Below are 14,435 nucleotides of genomic sequence, written 5' to 3' on the forward strand. Positions count from 1 at the left end.
CCCCATGCTACCGAGAAGGAGGCCTGGAGGGCAAGGGTGGAGGGTATAATCCTTGGCCAAAGGAGGGGTTATGGAAAGGCGGCGCTTTCTGGCCAAGGTGGGCGTGGGGGTGGTGGCGAGCGCGTTCTTTGGGGCGCGGGCCCAGGCGAGCCCGCAGGTGCGCTGGCGCCTGGCCTCGAGCTACCCCCGGAGCCTGGACACCCTCTACGGGGGCGCGGAGGACCTGGCGGCCCGGGTGGCGGAGCTCACGGGGGGGCGGTTCCAGATCCGGGTCTACCAGGCGGGGGAGATCGTGCCCGGGGGGCAGGTGCTGGACGCGGTGCAGCAGGGCACGGTGGAGGCCGGGCACACCTACGGGCCCTTCTACGTGGGGAAGAACCCGGCCCTGGCCTTTGACGGGGGCGTGCCCTTCGGCATGACCTACCGCCAGCACAACGCCTGGATGCTCTTCGGGGGCGGGCTGGAACTCCTCCGGGGGCTTTACGCCGACTTCGGGGTGATCCAGTTCCCCGGGGGGAACACCGGGGCCCAGATGGGGGGTTGGTTCCGCAAGGAGATCAAGGCCCTTTCCGACCTAAGGGGCCTCAGGATGCGCATCCCCGGCCTTGGGGGGCTGGTGATGGGGCGGCTTGGCGTGGTGCCCCAGACCCTGGCCGCGGGGGACATCTACCCCGCGCTGGAGCGGGGCACCATTGACGCCACGGAGTTCTCCGGGCCCTACGACGACGAGAAGCTGGGCTTTTACAAGGTGGCCCGGTACTACTACTACCCCTCCTTCTGGGAGCCCTCCGCCCAGCTTTCCTTCCTGGTTTCCCTAAGGGAGTGGCAACGCCTGCCCAAGGAGTTCCAGGAGGCCTTCCAGGTGGCCGCGGCCGAGGTCAACCTCACCATGATGGCCAAGTACGACGCGCAGAACCCGGGGGCCCTAGACCGCCTCCTGAAGGCCGGGGTCCGCCTCCGGAAGTGGCCCGCGGAGATCATGAAAAAGGCCCTGGAGGAGGCCCGGGCCCTTTACGAGGAGCAGGCGGCCAAGGACGCCACCTACCGCAAGATCTACGGCGCCTACTGGGCCTTCCGAGGGGAGCAGTACCGCTGGTTCGCGGTGGCCGAGCTGGGCTACGAGACCTTCGCCTTCCCCAGCCTCTAGTCCAGCTTCTCCAGCCGCACGGCGCTCACCTTGTACTCCGGGATGCGGCTGATGGGGTCCAGGGCGTCTTGGGTGAGGCGGTTGGCGGGGGCCTCCGCGAAGTGGAAGGGGGCGTAGACCACGCCCTCGGGGGTGCGGTCCGTCACCCAGGCCCGGGCCTGGATCCGTCCCCGGCGGCTCACCACGAAAACCCGCTCGCCGTCCGCGATGCCCAGCCGGGCGGCGTCCCGGGGGTTCACCTCCACCTTGAGCTCGGGGTAGGCGGCCTCGAGGCGGCTGTTCCGGCTCAAGGTTCCCCCGTGCCAGTGGAAGAGGACCCGGCCCGTGGAGAGGGTGAGGGGGTAGGCCTCGTCGGGGGTCTCCGCCGGGGGGGTGTAGTCCACGGGGAAGAAGCGGGCCCGGCCCGAGGGGGTGTTGAAGCGTTCCCGGAAGAGCACCGCCTCCCCCGGGTGGTCCTCGGAGGGGCAGGGCCAGCGCACCCCTTCCTTCTCCAGCCTGCGGTAGCTGATCCCCCCCATCATCCCGGGGAGGGCCCGCCGGATCTCCTCCCAGATGGCCTCGGGGCCTTCGTGGAGGGGCCAGGGGCGGCCGCTGAGGGCGGCGAGCCTCCGCCCCAGCTCCCGGGTGATCCACCAGTCGGGCCGGGCCTCCCCCGGGGGGTCCAGGACCCGCCGCACCCGCTGGACCCGGCGGTCGGTGTTGGTGAAGGTCCCCTCCTTTTCCAGGAAGCTGGCCGCGGGGAAGACCACGTCCGCGAAGGGGGTGGTCTCGTTCTCCAGGATGTCCTGGACGATGAGGAAGGGGAGGGCCTCCAGCTGGGCCTTGGTGTGGTCCTGGAAGGGCTCGGAGGTCATGGGGTCTTCCCCGATGAGGTAGATGGCCTTCACCTCGGGGATGGCCTCAAAGACCTCCGTCATGCGCAGGCCCGGCTTAGGGCTTAGGGGGACGCCCCAGAAGGCCTCAAACCGCCTCCTTGCCTCCTCCTCCGCCACCTTGGCGTAGCCGGGGAGGACGTCGGGCAGGGCCCCCATGTCCCCCGCCCCCTGGACGTTGTTCTGGCCCCGCAAGGGGTTGAGCCCCGCCCCTTCCCGGCCCACCTTGCCCGTGGCCAGGGCCAGGTTCACCAGGGCCTGGGCGGTGGCCGTGCCCTTGGTGTGCTGGGTGACCCCCATGGCCCAGTAGGCCCCGGCCCGCTCCGTGGTGGCGTAGAGGCGGGCGGCCTCCCGGATCCGCTCCCCCGGCACCCCTGTGACCTCCTCCGCCCGTTCCAGGGTGTAGGGGGCGAGGCTTTCCGCCCAGGCCTGGAAGCCCTCCGTGCGCTCCTCCACGTAGGCCCGGTTCCAAAGCCCCTCCTCCACCACCACCCGGGCCATGGCGTTGAGGAGGAAGAGGTCGGTGCCCGGGCGCACCCGGAGCCACAGGGTGGCGGCCTCGGCCATCCCCGTGTACCGGGGGTCCACCACGATCATCCTCGCCCCCTGGCGCACCCGCTTCTTGATCATGGCGGCGATGACCGGGTGGGTTTCCGTGGTGTTGGAGCCCACCACCAGGAAGAGGTCGGTCTTCCAGATATCCTCCAGGGGGTTGGTCATGCTGGCCCCGCCCAGGGCGCGGCTTAGGGCCGCGGTGCTGGAGGAGTGGCAGAGCCTCGAGCAGTGGTCCACGTTGTGGGTGGAAAGGAGCACCCGGGCCAGCTTCTGTGCCAGGTAGACCTCCTCGTTGGTGGTCTTGGCGGAGGGGAAGACCGCCAGGGCCTCGGGGCCGTGGGCCTTTAGGGTTTCGTGAAGCCGGTGCGCGGCGAAGTCCAGGGCCTCCTCCCAGCTCACCCGCCTTAAGGGGGCCCCCTTCCGCTCCCGGAGCATGGGGTAAAGGAGGCGCTTCCCGGAGAAGGGGAAGTCCAGGCCGAAGCGGCCCTTCACGCACAGGGCCCCGTGGTTGGGGGGGAGGTCCGGGGCCAGGACCCGGACCACCCGGCCCGCCCGCACCTCGGGCTCCAGCTGGCAGCCCACGCCGCAGTAGGGGCAGGTGGTGCGCATCTTAGACCTCCGTAAGGGGCCTTAAGGCCCCTGTGGGGCAGACCTGGACGCAGTTGCCGCAGAAGACGCAGGGGGTTTCCGGCAGGGGGCGGTCCAAGGGGGTGGTGGGGTGGGCGAGAAGGCCCCTCCCCGTCAGGGTGAGGGCGTAGACCCCCATGATCCCGTCCCCGCAGGCGTCCACGCAGCGGCGGCAGTTCACGCACTTGGCGTAGTCCCGGAGGAAAAAGGGGTTATCCTCTATGGCCTCCCGCCCCTTCCGGCCCGGCACCTCGCCCCAGCGTCCGGGCTCGGCCTCGAGGGCCAAGGCCAGGGCCTGGAGCTCCGGGGCCAGGCTGAGGTCGGTGGTGAGGAGGAGCCACTCCAGGAGGGTTTTCCTGAGGGCCCGTAGCCCCGGGGTGTCGCTCCATACCTCCATCCCCTCCCGGGCCTCCGTGGCGCAGGCGGGGCTTAGACGGCCGTCCACCTCCACCAAACAGAGGCGGCAGAGCCCCCGGGTTTCCGTGTGGGGGTGGTGGCAGAGGGTGGGGACCTGCACCAGCTCTAAAAGGAGCGCCCCTTCCCGGGCCTCCATTTCCTTCCCGTCCACCTTAAGCCGCACCTTCCACCTCCAGTAGGCTCCGGTAGGCCCAGTAGGCGGACTGGCCCAGCCCGCAGAGGCTTCCCTTTAGGGTGCTCGCAAGGTCCTCCACCAGCCGGGCATCCCGCACCCGCCTTTGGACCAGGGCGAGCTGGACCGTTGTTCCTAAGGGGCAGGGGAAGCACTTGCCGCAGGACTCCTCCTGGAAAAAGTGGGCCAGGCCCTCCAGCACCGCCCAGAGGTCCACCCCCTCCCCGAAGGCCACCACCGCCCCCGCCCCCAAGGGGAGCCGTTCCCGGTAGCGCAAGGGGAAGGCGAAGTCCCGGGTGAAGACCCCCGCCGCGCCCCCCAGGAGAACGGCCTTCAAGCCTTCCGGCTCCCCCCCGGCCCGCCTCAGGGCCTCCCCCAAGGGGGTGCCCAGGGGGAGCTCGTAAAGCCCGGGGGCGGCCACGTCCCCGCTGATGGAGAAGAGCTTGGGCTCCTCCCTCCGCCAGGCCTCGAGGCCCTCCAGGATGCGGGGGATGGCGGCCAGGGTCTCCACGTTCTGCACCGCGGTGGGCCTGCCCCAAAGCCCCTTTTCCACCGGGAAGGGGGGCTTCAGGCGGGGCTCGGCCCGCCGGCCCTCCATGGACTCCAAAAGGGCCGTCTCCTCCCCGCAGATGTAAAGCCCCCCGCTTTGGAAGACCTCCGTGGGGACCAGGAGCAGCCCCGCCTCCTCCAGGGCGCCTATGGCCTCCTTAAGCCCCCGGATGGCCGCCTGGAACTCCTCCCGGATGTAGAGGTAGACCCGGCTGGCCCCCACGGCAAAGCCCGCCAGGAGGGCCCCTTCCAGGACCAGGAAGGGGTGGTGCTCCAGGAGGAAGCGGTCCTTGAAGTTGCCGGGCTCGGACTCGTCCCCGTTCGCCACCAGGTAGCGGGGGGCCTCCCCCCGGGCCACGGCCCGGAGCTTCAGGTGGGTGGGGAAGGCGGCCCCGCCCCGGCCCAGAAGCCCCGCCTCCTCCACCGCCTTTAGGAGGGCCTCCGGGGTGAGGTCCCCTTTGCGGGCGGCCTCCAGGGCCCTAAGCCCCCCCTGGGCCCGGTAGGCCTCGAGGGTGTCCGTGGGCTCCGGCGGGAGGAGCTTCCGCCCGTGGCCCAGGGCGAAGGGGAGGCGGAAGGTGGCGAAGGGCTCGGCCCGCCCCCCCACCTCCACCCACCGCTCTTCCCCCTCCACCCGCACGTAGGCCGGGGCCAGGGCCTCGAGGCCCAAGGGGGGATGGGTGCCCACCGTGCCCTCCAGGAGGCTCCCAATCCCCCGGGCCCGGGCCACGGGGTCGTCCACCAGATAGCGCCCCTCCCGCACCTCCCCATACCGCGGGTAGTAGCGCACCACCCCCCAGGCCTGGGCCAGGCTCACCCCCGCCAGGCGGGCGGCCTCGGCCACGCCCTCCTCCGTGAGGGGAAGGCGGGCGTCCAGGAGGGGAAGGAGGCCCGGTTTTTCCATACCCTCAGCTTAAAGGATGCGCAGGCTGGGGAAGCGGGCGAGAAGGGCCTCGCGGAAGCCTGGGTAAAGGCCTTCCGCCACCAGGGCCACCACCGCCCCCCCAAACCCGGCCCCCGTGAGCTTGGCCCCAAAGGCCCCGGCCTTAAGGGCCTCCTCCACCAGGGCGTCCAGCTCCGGGAGGCTCACCTCGTAGTCCCGGGAGAGGGAGCGGTGGCTTTGGGTCATGAGCTCGCCAAAAGCCCGGGCATCCCCCCGCCTAAGGGCCTCCACCCCCCTCAGGACCCTCAGGTTCTCCCCCACGATGTGCCGGGCCCGGCGGTCCAGGGGAGGGGGAAGGCTTTCCACCATGCAAAGGTCGGCCACGTCCCTCAGGGCCTTCACCCCAAGCCGCCTGGCCGCCTCCTCCGCCTCCTTCCGCCTCTCGTTGTAGCCGGACTCGGAAAGCCGCCGCCCAAGCCCCAGGTCCAGGACCGCCACCCGCACCCCCGGGGGCAGGGGCAGGTTCTCGTGGGCCAGGGTGCGGGTGTCCAGGAAAAGGGCCTGGCCCACCTGGCCCAGGCTGGCCGCCATCTGGTCCATGATCCCGCACCGCACGCCCACGTACTCCGCCTCGGCCTTCCGGGCCAGGAGGGCCACCTCCTGGTCGGAAAGGGGCAGGCGGTGGAGGGCCCGTAGGGCCTTGAGGGCCGCCACCTCGAGGGCGGCGGAGCTGGAAAGCCCCGCCCCCATGGGGAGGTCGCTCCGGATGTAAAACCTAGCCCCCTCCACCCGGTGCCCCGCCTCCCTCAGGGCCCAGACCACCCCCAGGAGGTAGTCCAGGAAGTCCCCCTGGGGGCCTCCCCCTAGGGGCCTGGCCCTCAGCTCCTTGAGGGTTTCGCTGTAGGCCTCCACTCGGCCCTCCGCCCGGCCCACCTCCACCCGGGTGAAGTAGGGGAGGGGGGTGGGGAGGACGTAGCCTTCCTGGTAGTCCGTGTGCTCCCCTAGGAGGTTCACCCGGCCCGGGGCCTGGGCGCTGGCCTCTGGGGGTGCGCCGAAGACCTCTTGAAAGCCCATGCCTCCATTATGGGCAAAGGGCCTTCAGGTTGTGGTCCAAAAGGGCCAGGTAGGTGGGGACCTTGGCGTCCAGGGTGTCCGTGTAGAGGAGGGCCACCCGGGCCCCCGTGGCCTCCGCCAGGGCCCTAAGGGCCTGGCCCCGGAACTGGGGTTCGGCCAAAACGAGCTTCACCCCTTCCCGTTTGGCCTTTTCCACCAGCGCCAAAAAGGCCCGGCTTCCCACCTCCTGGGCGCTGCTGCTGGAAAGCACCCCCACGATCTCCAGGCCGTAGCGCCGGGCGAAGTAGCGGAAGGCATCGTGCTGGGCGATGGCCTTCACCCCTTTAAGCCCGCAGGCCCTATAGGCGCGGTCCCGCTTGGCCACCTCTTCCCGGAAGCGGGCCAGGTTGGCCCGGTAGGCCCCTTCCCCTTTGGGGTCCAGCCGGGTGAGCTCCTGGGCGATCTTTTCCGCGTAGCGCAGGGCGTAGGCGGGGTCCAGCCAGAGGTGGGGGTCGCAGGGGCCGTGGGCGTGCTCCTCCTCCCCGTGGCCGTCCTCCCGATGGGCTTCCTCGCAGATCAGGTCCTTTTCCCCCTCCCCAAGCCGCACCACCCGGGCCCCCTTGGGCAGGAGGGCCTGGAGCTTGGGCAGGAAGGGTTCCAGTCCCAGCCCGTTGGCAAAGAGGACCCTCGCCTGGGCCAGGGCCTTGGCGGTGGAGGGGGTGGGCTCAAAGGTGTGGGGGTCGGCCCCCGGGGGGACCACGCCCGCCACCCGCACCCTCTCTCCCCCCACCTGGCGCACCAGGTCCGCCAGGATGGGGGTGGTGGCGGCCACCTGCACCTGGGCTAGGGCGGGGAGAAAGGCCAGAACCAGCAGGGCAAGAACCCGGCTCATGTTTAGAATGATAAACCATTATCAGCAAAAAATCAAGCCCCTAAAGACCGCACCCCCGGGCCGGCCCGGGGGGGTGCCTCCGTCGCAATCCCCTTGCGGGGAAGCATCTCGTGCAACACAGCCAAGCAAGTGGCCATCGGCCAAGAGGTAATCGTGGTCGCAATCCCCTGACGGGGAAGCATCTCGTGCAACACGTAGTAGCTCAATGGTTAGAAACCGCGGCTCAAGATTCCAATTGTCGCAATCCCCTGACGGGGAAGCATCTCGTGCAACATGAGTCTAGGCCCCTAATCTCTAGGCAAAGCGAATGGGACTGGTCGCAATCCCCTGACGGGGAAGCATCTCGTGCAACGGGAAAGGGGGAAAAAGATGTACCTAATCGGGAAAGAAGTCAAGTCGCAATCCCCTGACGGGGAAGCATCTCGTGCAACGTAAAAACCTGGGGCCATCAATCCTCGTGTATCCCGGGAGTCGCAATCCCCTGACGGGGAAGCATCTCGTGCAACTCTACCCCCTAAAGAGCCCCGTCCTGGACAGGCTTGCTGAAAGGGGGTTTGTGAGAAAGATGAAGCTTGGAATATACATAAGGCGAATAAAGGGCTTTTTGCGAGGTTTAGGCCCATGCTTAAGCCGCAGAGGAAGGTGCGATGAGAATCCAAATGCGCATACTTGCGTGCTGAACGAGACTAGATTGTCAAGATCCACCGCCGGATGCCCGGCTTTGGAAACATGCTACCAGCGTTGGACTCGGTAGGTCAAGGGTGGTGAGAAGCCGCTCCCGGAGAGAACATTTTGGCCTTAATGGAAAAAATACATTCGGATTTTGCCTTTGAGGGCCAAAGCTTTCCTTTGTGAAAGTCAAGGGTTTTTAGGGAAGCGGGCGCTTAGGGTTCGGGGCGGCTTGGCTTGGGGTTCCGTGTTGCTCTATGGGGTAAAATCAGCCCAAATGGACCTCAAGGCCCTCCACAAGAAGCACGTCCTCACCCCCTGGGTGGCCCAGAAGCCCCTGGACCCTCCCCTGGTGGTCCGGGGGGAAGGGGTTTGGCTTTGGGACCAGGGGGGTCGGCGCTACCTGGACCTTTCCAGCGGTCTGGTGGCCGTGAACCTGGGGCACGCCCACCCCAAGGTGGCCCAGGCCATCGGCGAGCAGGCGGCCACCCTGGCCTACGCCGCCCCGAGCCTCTTCCACGACAAAAGGGCCCTTCTCGCCCAGGCCCTTTCGGAGATTGCCCCCTGGCCGGAAGGGGCGCGGGTCTTCTTCACCCCCTCGGGCACCGAGGCCAACGAGGACGCCATAAAGTTTGTCCGGCACCTCACGGGCCGGTTTAAGATCCTCGCCGCCTACCGCTCCTTCCACGGGGCCACCATGGGCTCCGCTGCGCTTACGGGGGAGAACCGGCGCTGGCCCGCGGAGCCCGCCATGCCTGGGGTGGTCCACTTCTTCGCCCCCTACCCCTACCGGAGCCCCTTCTACACCGAAGATCCCAAGGAGGAGGTGAAGAGGGCCCTGGACCACCTGGAAAGGGTCCTCCTCCACGAGGACCCCAAGCGGGTGGCGGCCATCTTCCTGGAGCCCGTGGTGGGGTCCAACGGGGTCATCGTCTACCCCGAGGGGTACTTGGAAGGGGTCCGGGCCATATGCGACCGCTACGGCATCCTCCTGGTCTTTGACGAGGTCATGACCGGCTTTGGCCGCGTGGGGGCGGCCTTCGCCGCGGAGCGGTTTGGGGTGGTACCGGACCTCATCACCTTCGCCAAGGGGGTGACCTCGGCCTACGTGCCCCTGGGCGGGGTGCTGGTGCGGGAGGGCCTGGCCCAGGCCTTTGACGAAACCCCCCTGCCCACGGGCCACACCTACGCGGGCCACCCCCTGGCGGTGGCCGCGGGGCTCGCCGCCCTCCGGGCCTACCAGGAGGAGGGGCTTTTTGAGCGGGCCAGGCGCATGGAGCCCTTCTTCCGCGAGGCCCTTTCCGCCCTCCTCGCCCACCCCTGGGTGGGGGAGGTCCGGGGCCTGGGGGCCTTCTACGGGGTGGAGCTCGTCCAGGACCGGGAGACCAAAGAACCCCTTTCCCCCTGGCACGCGCCCTTCAGTCCCCCCATGCAGGCCCTCCTGAAGGCCCTCTTCGCGGAAGGGGTGTACCTTCTCGCCAAGCACAACCTCCTGGTGGTGGCCCCGCCCCTCACCATCACCGAAGAGGAGTTCCTGGAAGGGGTGGAGCGCCTGGGCCGGGCCCTGAGGCGGGTGGAGGCGGAGGTTGTAAGGTAGGAGGGTGCGTCGCTACGCGGACCTTCTAGACCTTCTCCGGACGCTGGAAGGCCGCCCCTACCCCGCCTATAAGGACCTGAAGGGGAGCTGGGTGGGGGAGGGGTTCGTTCTCCGCTTCGTCCACGTGCAGGGGGACCCCTTCGCCACCCCCTCGGTCCTGGAGGTGCGCTACCCCAAGGAGGCCCTGGGCCCCTATAGGGTTTACGCCAACGAGGCGGGCCGGGTGGCGGCGGAGGACTTTCTCTTGAGGAGCCTTAAGGCCCGTCTGAAGGCCCTGCCCCACGTGGGGGGCTCGGGGGCCTCGGGGCGGGTGAGCGTGGCGGTGGAAAGCCCCAAGGTGCTGAAGCGGGCGGGGGCCCATCTGGGCGAGGGCCTCTCCTTGCGCTTCCGGGTGGGCCTTCCCGCGGCGGGGCGGCGCATCCTGGGGCGGGAGGCGGAGCGGCTTTTCCGCGCCCTGGGGGAGGCCTTGAGGGGCTTCCTCCCGGAGCTTGACCGGAAGGCCCTTCTCGCCCACGTGCACCAGGCGGAGGACCATAGGGCCATCCAGGAGGCCTTAAAGGCGCGGGGCCTGGTGGCCTTCGTGGGGGAAGGAAGCGTTCTTCCCCGGGAGAGCGGGGTGAGCCAGGCGCCCCTCAAGGGGGCCATTCCCTTTGAGAGCCCTCCTTCCCTCCGGGTGGCCTTCCGCACCCCCCACCGGGGGGAGGTCTTTGGCATGGGCCTTCCTGAAGGGCTCACCCTCATCACCGGGGGCGGGTTCCACGGGAAGACCACCCTCCTCGAGGCCCTGGTCCACGGGGTCTTCCCCCACGTCCCGGGGGATGGGCGGGAGTGGGTGGTGACCCGAAGGGGGGCGCAGCGGGTCCAGTCGGAGGACGGGCGGAGCGTGGTGGGGGTGGACCTGAGGCCCTTCGTCCACGACCTGCCCCTGGGCCAGGACACCCGCTTCTTCACCACGGAGGACGCCTCGGGCTCCACCAGCCTGGCCGCGGGGATTCTGGAGGCCCTGGAGATGGGGGCGGAGGTCCTTTTCCTGGACGAGGACACCTCGGCCACCAACCTCCTGGTGCGGGACGCCCGCATGCAGGCCCTGGTCCGGCGGGAGACCCTCACCCCCCTTCTGGACCGGGTGGGGGACCTGAAGGCTTTGGGGGTGAGCCTGGTCCTGGTGGTGGGAGGGGTGGGGGACTACCTGGAGCTGGCGGACACCGTGGTCCTCATGGAGGGGTACCGGCCCAGGGAGGCCACCCTCGAGGCCCGCGAGGTGGCCCGGGCCCACCCCACGGGCCGGGTCTTCGGCGAGCCCCGCTACCCCCTTAGGGTCGTCCCCCGGGCCCCCCTCCCCGAAAGCTTTGACCCCAGGCGGGGCCGGAAGGAACGGGTGAAGGGCCGGGGCCTGCGGGAGCTCCTCTTCGGGGAAGAGGTGGTGGACCTCTCCGCCCTGGACCTCTTTGAGGAGGCCCAGGTGCGCGCCTTAGGGGCCCTTTTCAAGCGCCTCCAGGCCCTTTCGGACGGGAAGACCCCCCTGAAGGCCCTGGCGGAGCGCGCCCTTTCGGGGGTGGAGGACCTCTTCTTCCTGGAGGAGGCCCCGGAGCTCGCCGAGGTGCGCCCCCTGGAGCTCGCCGCCGCGGTGAACCGGCTGAGGAGCCTCGAGGTGCGGCAGGTGTCTGGAGAGGGGTAGGCCTTTTCCGCTAGCCCGGGGCCTTTTCCAAGGCCAGATACGCCAGGGCCCTGGCGGCCGCCTTCCTGCCGGAGCGCACCACCTCGGGGAGGCCCACCCCCTCCAGGTAGTTCCCCGCTAGGAACACCCCGGGGGCCTTGAGGAGGGCCATCTCCAGCCGCTCAATCCGCTCCAGGTGCCCCACCCGGTAGGCGGGCATCCCCTCGGGGAAGCGGAAGGCCCAGGCCCGGTGGACCTTGGGCGTAAAGCCAAGGAAGCGGGCGAGGTCCTCCAGGGCCAGGCGGATGAGCTCGGCCTCGCCCAGGCGGGCCTCCTCCCCCGAGAGGTAGGCCCGCACCAGGCTGAAGCCTTCCGGGGCCCTTTCCGGCCACTTCTGGTGGGTCCAGGTGAAGCCCCGCACCCTGTACCCCTCCCCCTTGGCGATGAGGAGGCCGTGGCCGGAAAGGGGAAGCGCCTCGGCGAAGGCCAGGCTCACCGTGGCCGCGGGGGTGTGGGGGATGCCCTTTAAGAGGGCGGTGGCCTCGGGGAGGAAGGGCCTTAAGAGCGCGGCCGCCTGGGGGGCCGGGGTGGCCAGGACCACCGCCTCCGCCTCCAGGAAGCCCCTTGGGGTGTGGACCCGGTAGCGGCTTCCCTGGGCCTCGAGGCCTAGGGCCGGGGTGCCGAGGAGGACGCTTTCCGAAAGGGCCTCCGCCATCTTGCGGGTGAGGGCGGAAAGCCCTTCCCGGAAGGAGAAGAAGAGGCTTCCCCCCTCCCGGCTCCCCCGGGCCTTCCTGGCCCGCATGGCCCCCAGGATGAGGCTCCGGTGCTTCCGCTCCAGCTCCAAAAGCTGGGGGAAGGCCGCCCGCATGGAAAGCTCGTCCGGCTCCCCCCCGTAGATCCCCCCGCTCAAGGGGGCCACCAGGGCCCGGTAGACCTCGGGCCCAAGCCGCCGTTCCACGAAGGCCTTCAGGCCCTCGTCCGGGGCGCCACCCCGGGGGAGGAGGAGGTCTAAGAGGGCCCTAAGCTTCCCCGAGAAGGAGAGGAGAGGGGTTTTGGCCAGGGCCCTCAGGTCCCCCGGCACCACCTGGAGAAGGCCCTCGGGCAGGGGGTGGGCCTTGCCCCCTTTGAGGATGTAGGCCGAGGGCTTGGCGGGGAGGGTCCCCACGGGCTCCAGGCCAAACCGCTCCCCAAGCTCCAAGACCTCCTTCTTGTAGCGCACGCTGGCGTCCGGCCCCCCCTCCAGGAGAAAGCCCTCCTGGCGGTGGGTGCGCACTTTGCCCCCAAGCCTTAAGTTCCCTTCCAGGAGGAGGACCTCCGCCCCGGCCTCCTTGAGGGCGAGGGCGGCGGAAAGCCCCGCCCAGCCCCCGCCCACCACTACGACCTGAGCCACGCCGCCTCCACCAGGTCCTTCAGGACCTGGATGTAGTCCAGGTCGGCGTTCAGGCTCCGGGTGCGGAGGAGCCTTAGGCCCACCTCCTGGGCCGTGGCCTGGGCCTCGAGGTCCAGGTCGTAGAAGACCTCCAGGTGGTCCGCGGGGAAGCCCACCGCGGTCACCACCACCTCCTCGTACCCCTCCTCCTTAAGGGCCCTCAGGTGCTCGTTGATGTCGGGGCCGAGCCAGGGCTCGGGGGTGCGGCCCGCGGACTGGTAGGCCACGCTGAAGCGGGGGAGGCCCAGGCGCTTGGCCACCAGCTCCGCCGTCTTCTCCACCTGCCTGGGGTAGGGGTCCCCCCGCTCCACCGCGGCGACGGGGATGGAGTGGGCGGTGAAGACGAAGGCCGCCTTTTTCGGCTCCCTAAGCCGCCAGATGGCCTCCTCTACCCTTCTTGCGTAGCAGGCGATGAGGCCGGGGTGGGCCTCGTAGCTTTCCACCCAGACCATCTCTATGGGGTCGGGGAGGCCCTTTAGGGCCTGCTCCACCTTCTCCTTGTACTCGGCCACGCTCCTTAAGGAGTAGTGGGGGGCGGCCACGATGGCCACCGCCCGCCGCACCCCGTCCTCGTGCATGGCCGCCACCGCCTCCCCGATGGAGGGGAGCCAGTGCTTGGTGCCCACGTAGACCCGGGCCGGCCCCTGGGGGGCCCGGGGGGGGAAGGGCCCCTGGAGGCGGCGGGGGTAGGGGGGGGCCTCGAGGTTCAGGAGGGCCTGAAGCCTTATGGCCTGGACCAGGGTGATCTCGTTCAGGGGGCTTTTGCCGATGGCCTCGTAGCGGCCCTGGAGCTCCTCCAGGAGCTCATGGGGGGGCTTTTTGCCCCGGCGGATGTCCGTGTAGTAGGGCTCGAGGTCCTCAGGGCCGTAAGGGGTGCCGTACGCCATGAGAAGGACGTTCATCTTCCCTCCTTCAGGAGTTCTACCACGTAGCGCACGTGTTCTTCTGGGGTCTTGGGCAGAATCCCGTGCCCCAGGTTGAAGATGTGTCCGGGGCGGCCTGCGTTTTCCGCCAGGATCCGCCCCACCTCCCGCCGGATCACCTCCTTGGGGGCGAAGAGGAGGGCGGGGTCCAGGTTGCCCTGCACGGGGGTGTCCCCCAGGACCCCCCGGGCCCAGGGGAGGGGGGTGTGGTGGTCCAGGCCGATGACCTCCCCCCCCGCCTCCTGCATGTCCTTAAGGAGGCCCATGGTGCCCACGCCGAAGTGGATCACGGGCCCCGCCCCTTTTAGCATCCCGAAAAGCCTTTCCATGTGGGGCTTCACGTAGCGGCGGTAGTCCGCAGGGGCAAGGGCCCCCACCCAGGAGTCAAAGACCTGGAGGAGGTCGGCCCCTGCCGCTTTCTGGGCCAGGAGGTAGCGGGCCATGGCCTCGGTGAGCTTCTCCATGAGGCGGTGCCAGAGGGCCTCCTCCCGGTACATGAGGCCCTTCACCTCCAGGAAGTGCCGGCTTGGCCCCCCCTCCACCAGGTAGCTCGCCAGGGTGAAGGGGGCCCCGGCGAAGCCGATGAGGGGCACCTTTAGCACCTCCTTGAGGCGCCTGATGCTCTCCAGGACGAAGGGCACGGCCTCCTCGGGCTCCAAGGGCCTTAGGGCCTCCACATCCTCCGAGGTGCGGATGGGGCGGTGGATCACGGGCCCCTTCCCCTCCACCAGGCTCAGGTCCACCCCCATGCCGTAGAGGGGGGTGGTGATGTCCGCGAAGAGGATGGCTGCGTCCACCCCCAGTTCCCGCACCGGCAGCAGGGTGACCTCCACGCAAAGCTCGGGTTCCCTCACGATCTCCACCAGGCTGTAGCGCTCCCGGATGCGCCGGTAGGAGGCCTGGTAGCGCCCGGCCTGGCGCATGAACCAGACCGGGGGGCGGGGGGTGGGCTCCCCCCGGGCGGCCCTAAGGATCAGATCGTCCACGCCCCCCATC

The 14,435-nt window shown here is 69.5% G+C and carries 11 protein-coding genes and 1 CRISPR repeat array; of the genes, 3 read left to right on the top strand and 8 right to left on the bottom strand.

Annotated features, from left to right (window positions below; all coding sequences use genetic code 11):
• Positions 1-70 precede the first annotated feature (70 nt).
• The gene (locus B043_RS0110670; RefSeq protein ID WP_016329596.1) at positions 71-1,147 is read left to right on the top strand and encodes a TRAP transporter substrate-binding protein; all 1,077 of its coding nucleotides are present in this window, start codon (positions 71-73) and stop codon (positions 1,145-1,147) included.
• Here the strand turns inward: B043_RS0110670 and fdhF are convergent.
• Genes fdhF through B043_RS0110695 form a run of 5 tightly spaced genes read right to left on the bottom strand, consistent with a single transcriptional unit; the run spans position 1,144 to position 7,164 of the window.
• Complete coding sequence (gene fdhF / locus B043_RS0110675) at positions 1,144-3,183, bottom strand: formate dehydrogenase subunit alpha (protein WP_018461994.1); 2,040 nt, start codon at positions 3,181-3,183, stop codon at positions 1,144-1,146. The genes B043_RS0110670 and fdhF overlap by 4 nt on opposite strands.
• Before the next feature lies 1 nt (position 3,184).
• Positions 3,185-3,781, bottom strand: a complete 597-nt coding sequence (locus tag B043_RS0110680) for a 2Fe-2S iron-sulfur cluster-binding protein (protein WP_016329594.1) — start codon at positions 3,779-3,781, stop codon at positions 3,185-3,187.
• Positions 3,771-5,240: an NADH-ubiquinone oxidoreductase-F iron-sulfur binding region domain-containing protein gene (locus B043_RS0110685; RefSeq protein WP_018461995.1), complete on the bottom strand. Its 1,470-nt coding sequence runs from the start codon at positions 5,238-5,240 to the stop codon at positions 3,771-3,773. Before B043_RS0110685 ends, B043_RS0110680 begins: the two co-directional genes overlap by 11 nt.
• A 9-nt stretch (positions 5,241-5,249) precedes the next feature.
• Positions 5,250-6,293, bottom strand: a complete 1,044-nt coding sequence (gene galK / locus B043_RS0110690) for a galactokinase (protein ID WP_016329592.1) — start codon at positions 6,291-6,293, stop codon at positions 5,250-5,252.
• A gap of 7 nt (positions 6,294-6,300) precedes the next feature.
• A complete protein-coding gene (locus B043_RS0110695) occupies positions 6,301-7,164 on the bottom strand; it encodes a metal ABC transporter substrate-binding protein (RefSeq protein ID WP_016329591.1) in 864 nt (287 codons plus the stop codon).
• Positions 7,165-7,245: 81 nt separating this feature from the next.
• Positions 7,246-7,670: direct repeats of the CRISPR family, unit length 36 nt; unit sequence GTCGCAATCCCCTGACGGGGAAGCATCTCGTGCAAC.
• A 440-nt stretch (positions 7,671-8,110) separates the two neighbouring features.
• On the opposite strand from B043_RS0110695, the gene B043_RS0110700 reads away from it, so the two are divergent.
• Complete coding sequence (locus B043_RS0110700; RefSeq protein ID WP_016329590.1) at positions 8,111-9,430, top strand: aminotransferase class III-fold pyridoxal phosphate-dependent enzyme; 1,320 nt, start codon at positions 8,111-8,113, stop codon at positions 9,428-9,430.
• 4 nt (positions 9,431-9,434) lie between these two features.
• The gene (locus tag B043_RS0110705; protein ID WP_016329589.1) at positions 9,435-11,108 is read left to right on the top strand and encodes an ABC-ATPase domain-containing protein; all 1,674 of its coding nucleotides are present in this window, start codon (positions 9,435-9,437) and stop codon (positions 11,106-11,108) included.
• A gap of 10 nt (positions 11,109-11,118) precedes the next feature.
• Here B043_RS0110705 and hemG read toward each other — a convergent pair whose 3' ends face one another.
• Genes hemG through hemE form a run of 3 tightly spaced genes read right to left on the bottom strand, consistent with a single transcriptional unit; the run spans position 11,119 to position 14,434 of the window.
• Positions 11,119-12,477, bottom strand: coding sequence for a protoporphyrinogen oxidase (gene hemG, locus B043_RS0110710; RefSeq protein WP_026234244.1), 1,359 nt, complete (start codon positions 12,475-12,477; stop codon positions 11,119-11,121).
• On the bottom strand, positions 12,462-13,418 hold the full coding sequence (gene hemH, locus B043_RS0110715) for a ferrochelatase (protein WP_016329587.1): 957 nt from the start codon (positions 13,416-13,418) through the stop codon (positions 12,462-12,464). The genes hemG and hemH overlap by 16 nt, the downstream gene beginning before the upstream one ends.
• The gene (gene hemE / locus B043_RS0110720) at positions 13,415-14,434 is read right to left on the bottom strand and encodes a uroporphyrinogen decarboxylase (protein ID WP_018461997.1); all 1,020 of its coding nucleotides are present in this window, start codon (positions 14,432-14,434) and stop codon (positions 13,415-13,417) included. Before hemE ends, hemH begins: the two co-directional genes overlap by 4 nt.
• Between the last annotated feature and the right edge of the window lies 1 nt (position 14,435).

The organism is Thermus oshimai DSM 12092 (assembly GCF_000373145.1).
Lineage (GTDB): Bacteria > Deinococcota > Deinococci > Deinococcales > Thermaceae > Thermus > Thermus oshimai.

Coding starts and splice junctions, on each gene's coding strand:
- B043_RS0110670 (WP_016329596.1), top strand. CDS start 71: ATGGAAAGGCGGCGCTTTCTGGCCAAGGTGGGCGTGGGGGTGGTGGCG.
- fdhF (WP_018461994.1), bottom strand. CDS start 3,183: ATGCGCACCACCTGCCCCTACTGCGGCGTGGGCTGCCAGCTGGAGCCC.
- B043_RS0110685 (WP_018461995.1), bottom strand. CDS start 5,240: ATGGAAAAACCGGGCCTCCTTCCCCTCCTGGACGCCCGCCTTCCCCTC.
- galK (WP_016329592.1), bottom strand. CDS start 6,293: ATGGGCTTTCAAGAGGTCTTCGGCGCACCCCCAGAGGCCAGCGCCCAG.
- B043_RS0110695 (WP_016329591.1), bottom strand. CDS start 7,164: ATGAGCCGGGTTCTTGCCCTGCTGGTTCTGGCCTTTCTCCCCGCCCTA.
- B043_RS0110700 (WP_016329590.1), top strand. CDS start 8,111: ATGGACCTCAAGGCCCTCCACAAGAAGCACGTCCTCACCCCCTGGGTG.
- hemH (WP_016329587.1), bottom strand. CDS start 13,418: ATGAACGTCCTTCTCATGGCGTACGGCACCCCTTACGGCCCTGAGGAC.
- hemE (WP_018461997.1), bottom strand. CDS start 14,434: ATGGGGGGCGTGGACGATCTGATCCTTAGGGCCGCCCGGGGGGAGCCC.